The organism is Taishania pollutisoli (assembly GCF_014518315.1).
Taxonomy (GTDB): domain Bacteria; phylum Bacteroidota; class Bacteroidia; order Flavobacteriales_D; family Crocinitomicaceae; genus Taishania; species Taishania pollutisoli.
Genome location: NZ_JACVEL010000026.1, coordinates 1 through 4,386, shown reverse-complemented (window position 1 = coordinate 4,386; position 4,386 = coordinate 1). Strand labels below are relative to the sequence as shown.

General features: G+C 49.1%; 1 protein-coding gene. It reads right to left on the bottom strand.

From position 1 onward, the window contains the following. A partial coding sequence (locus H9Y05_RS16050; RefSeq protein ID WP_216714883.1) for a DUF6443 domain-containing protein occupies positions 1-4,386 on the bottom strand: 4,386 nt, incomplete at both ends.

Sequence of the window (4,386 nt, the reverse complement as noted above, 5' to 3'; positions counted from 1 at the left end):
TTCCGCTAAGCTCGTCGATACATTCGTATACACATACGCCGTCCCGTTGTTGGAAAGACCTGATGAACTCAGCGTCTGTGAATAAAACATTCCATCAAAAAAGGCTGCTCCGGCAATGTAATCAACACCCGAAAAACCGTAGTTTAAATCCAGGCTGTAAAGGTTGCCGCTCAACACGCCATTGACTCCATCCCAGGAAGCCGTAGAACCCAGAAAATTAGAAAGAACTGATCCCTGGTAAAATGGATTCGTACTAACGGAAACACTCGTATTGCCAATCGTTCCGTTCATGGCCAGGTGTTGAAGCAATGCTAATAATGCTCCCTCAAACTGATCCTTCACCTCACACTCAAAGGAGTTACTGCTGTTGTTTACATAATTGTCTGTGGATGTTCCTTCCTGACACGCGTTTAAGTTCACACTGCTCGTGTAACTCACCACATACTGCTGGGCTGTTGCCGGAGTCGTTCCTGCGGTAATCAACAGCTGTGTGCTATTGGTTCCCGTAACAGGATAACTGTTGGATACATTGTAAATGTGCCAGCCACTTGCGCCAAAACTCGTCCACGTCAGTCCTGTAGAAGGGGCCTGAATAGTAATCGTTTGTCCAGGGGTACTCGTATTAAAACCGCCTGCCGTTTCCTGAAAACTCAGTTGCAACTGCGTCGAAGAGGCACTCGGTGTAATGGTCATACCCGAATTAGTTGTGATCGTGTTTCCACCTGTCATTGCCTCAAAGATATCACCCGTTAAAAAGGTCAGTCCCGTCATCTGGTACGTAGAAGCCAAGTTCTGTTCACCATTCACCAATAACTCTTTGAGCAGCTGTTCCATGTCAAAGGTCTGGGGACATAACCCCGTTGCCTCCCACACACCGTAATCTGCCTGGTCTTCTACCTGCTGCATGGCAACATCTGTAGGAAGGGAGGCATTGTACAAATTATCCATCCGAACCACACGGATTTGCTTGCTGTCGTATTTCGGCTCGGTCAGCTTAACCGGATAGTTGTTCGGAAAATCCCACAAAGCCAGTTGCTCTGAGAGCATCGTCTGGGGAGTAATGATTGGATTGACAGGAGAACTAATGTACAGGAAGGCTCTGATTCCTCCCAGGCTAACGCCACCCGGACCGATTGCTCCATTAAAAAATCCGCAGTTAGCAGTCGGAACATACGGGTTCGCTGAAGTCTGCGCAAAACCATACATGTCCATCAAATACTGGTTGATGTATCCCTTAAATGACAAGTAAAAGCCTTTGTAGGTATTCCACACCTGGTTTTTAATCTCATCCGAGTAATTGCTGCTCTGAAGTGCTGCCCAGTCGGAAGGAATGGCACAGCCAGTGTTCGATCCACAAATCACCGCACGCGCTGCCACTTCAAATAACTTATCTCCTGTATTGTTATAGTTAGCGTCCAATGCATATTCCATCAACGCCGATTTGCGGGAGGTCAGGTTATAGATGAGTGCTCCATTGTTATAGTCAATCTCATGCACCGTATAGCTCTGGTGGAAAAAAGGGTCGACTCCATAAATCTCCCGGTTGGCAGTCGTTCCCAAAAAGTTAATCCCCAGACTGTTTGTTCCCTGAGCTGCTGCAAGGGTATTGATGGAGTTGCGCAAATAGGTATCAAACTCATCGCTCGAGATCGTAACCGGGTCCGAAGCGGTTGTGATCGTATACGCCTGCTCACAGATCTGGTCTACATATGCTAAAAGCGGGTATTCCGGGTGGTGTACCAACAGCTGCTCTGCCCACTCTTCCCTGAAATTCTGAATGAATGCCGTACGGTCGTGATCGGTATTGGAAAACGTTACCTCGCCACCCTGTCCATCGGGATACGTACCCGCAAATAAACCGGTACTGTAAAAAATCGAAGTCGGATCCGTGGAAGCTGAATAAACGTACTCCCCGCTCGGCGCATCCAATACCCAGGCTCCATACAGCGCGTATTGATTCCCCGGATGCAGGTCTGCTGCCATCATCCCCCGGATTGATGTACACGGTGTCAGTTCTTCACACGGCTCCAGGCAGTCTTCCAGTAACCGGGCATGCAGAGTTGTAAAATAAGCTGTTTGTTCGGTACTTAATTCTTCTACAAAGTTGTCAAGGGCGGCCTGGGCTAAAAACGCCGGAAGGGTTCCCAGGTTCTCCGCACACTCCTCACAGCTCGTCATTCCACAGTCCATCTGCAGGGTCACCCCAAAGGCTTCCGCCAGATCCGGTAAACATGCGTTGGAGGTCGAAAGATACTGCTGTGTGTAATTCAAAAGGGATTGTTCATTTACCTTCAACTCCTTGAACAGTGTGTAGGTACCTGCCTCTAACAGTGTCGGATCGAATGAACTTTCATAGGTGCTGATCGCCTGGGCAATGTCTCCAACAGGAACGCCTTCGATTTCAACGGAAAGTTTGCTGTTTCCGCAGTCGTCTCTTAAACTCAAGGTCAAATCATAGATAAACGGGTAACTCACCGTGCCTGCTGTGCAGCTTTCACTATACGATCCGGTGGTAGCACTGTAATAAAACTGGTAGTTGCCTGCCATCGGAACGCCGATTTGGGTGGTGTACTTCAACCCGTCATTGACCGGCCCGAACACGCCGGTGCTGAACAGTTCATTGTTGTCATTGAGCGTATTGACCAACACTCCCGGGTCATGGTTCAGTAAATCGATTGTCATCTTGTGATGGGAAGTAAGTCCGAACTGCTCCGATTCAAGGGATTCAAAGGTCGTCTGGTTATCACCCGCCATAGCCGTTGCAACTACCCGCCCCTGGGCATCCAAATACGAAACGCTCACCTGACCGTTGGCATCCACCACCATGTTTTTCTTGTAGCGGCTTTTGTAACCCACTTTGTAACCGAACAACCGGTTCAGTTCTTCCTGGGAAGGCTGCATGTAATAATAGATCGTCTCTTGTCCCGAGCCGATCGTGTGACTTGCCCCTACTCCGCTCTGACGACGAATGCGTCCCGTGTTGTCCGGGGTGTATTCCACCTGGGTGAATGCATAACCATTTGACTCCGGAACGTACTGCTGCCAGTCTGTGTCCGTCGTATGGGCTGCTGCCGAGTAATAAGCACCCGGACCATAGCCCAGATCCAATGGCGCGGCACCTACCTCACAGGCTTCTGTGGAGGAAGTCCAGTCAAACTGCCGGTGGGTGTACGGGACCGTAAAGCTACTGCCCCCATTGTCAATGCTGCTCATCGAGATACCAGGGTAGTAATGAAGTCCGGGGTTGGCCTGCGGAACAGGTAACACCTGGATAACTCCCCTCCCTTCGTTATCGTAAATCGTTTCTCCCACAACCGATTGGTTGTTGCTGTTGATACGCGTAACGGTCTGACGGTTCCGTAAACTCCCGTCAAAGTACTGAACCACTTCTTTTTTCTTCCCACTCTCGGCATACGTAGCCTGGTACTGCCAGTTCTTTTCTGATTCGTGCTTGTGGGTGATTTCTATGTAGTTAGGCCAGTTCGCAACTTTTGTCTTGTTCACAGCACCATCACTGCTCCATTTCCCGAAGCGTTCTTTGCTCACATCATCCGACCAGCGGCCAACGGCACGAACACGGTACACCACGTACCCCTTGGCAAAAACATGCGGAATCCGGTAAAACTGATCACCTGTGCGGATACGTGTACAATTCGTTTTAAAGGCTTCGTCCGTTAAATTCAAGGCGATCGCTGCTAGTGGCGAGGTGGAAATATGTGTGTTCTCCGGGTAGTTATCGATCCACGTCCATTCCAACTCGTATTCCTCTGCTCCATTCACGTAATCCCAACTGATGTAGAGTTCATCCGTAGTAGATGACGTCTGAAGCACAGCACCTGAAACAGCGCCCGAAGAAGGCGTAAAACTCCCGTCTGAAAGGTATTCAACCAGCTGGGCATTGGCAGATGGAACTGTCAAATGGGAAAATGTGTAATACCGCTCTGCGTTAAATCCGCCTTCCAGGTATATATAATTGGGAACGTTCGCCGTAGAAACACCGTTCACATAAACCGATTCTACTTTGGCATAAAAACGGTGAACACCGGGCATCCGAAAATCAGATGCATCAATGTTCAATCCCGTACTGTTGCCGCCAGCTGCGTATTCCAAACTCAAGATCTCTTCTTGTGTCCCAATCAGGGAACCCGTCGTGTTGTACAGGTATAAAAGAAGGGTAACGTTTACATCACCGCCCGTCTGAATGCTCATCATATCAAGGTTCTCCAGCTCGTGGAAACCTAACCGAACATAACTCAATGAACGTGCGTCCACAAACAATCCCTGGTTCAAATCCAAATACTCGCCATCCTCTATGTCCAACTCTCCACCTGCAATCTCTGAACCGACTAAACGTGACGTCCATTGAACTTCTGTGGCTTGTGATGA